Source organism: Pseudoalteromonas sp. GW168-MNA-CIBAN-0100 (genome assembly GCF_040309225.1).
GTDB classification, from domain to species: domain Bacteria; phylum Pseudomonadota; class Gammaproteobacteria; order Enterobacterales; family Alteromonadaceae; genus Pseudoalteromonas; species Pseudoalteromonas arctica.
Genome location: NZ_JBEOOL010000600.1, coordinates 1 through 269, shown reverse-complemented (window position 1 = coordinate 269; position 269 = coordinate 1). Strand labels below are relative to the sequence as shown.

The following is a 269-nucleotide window of genomic DNA, read 5'->3' as shown; positions in this document are numbered from 1 at the left end:
CAGGTATTGCTGAGTCATTTTCTGTATTTAAAGTGCTTTTGAATGGAGTTGGTACGGCTATTAAAAATGCATCAGCAGGTTCAGGTATGGTCGTCGCTTTTAAATAACCTTCAGTAACTGCAGCATGAACTATAATATCTAGATCAGGCTCTACAATGTGAATTTCACCACGATTAATTGTGTCAACTGCATGTTGATTTACATCAACCCCTATTACTTTTATTTTTCGTGATGCAAACATGGCTGCAGTCGGTAAGCCAATATAGCCC

General features: G+C 38.3%; 1 pseudogene. It reads right to left on the bottom strand.

Going from position 1 to position 269, the window contains the following annotated elements:
• A pseudogene (locus AAEY62_RS22615) lies at positions 1-269 on the bottom strand (UDP-N-acetyl-D-mannosamine dehydrogenase); the annotation flags it as partial.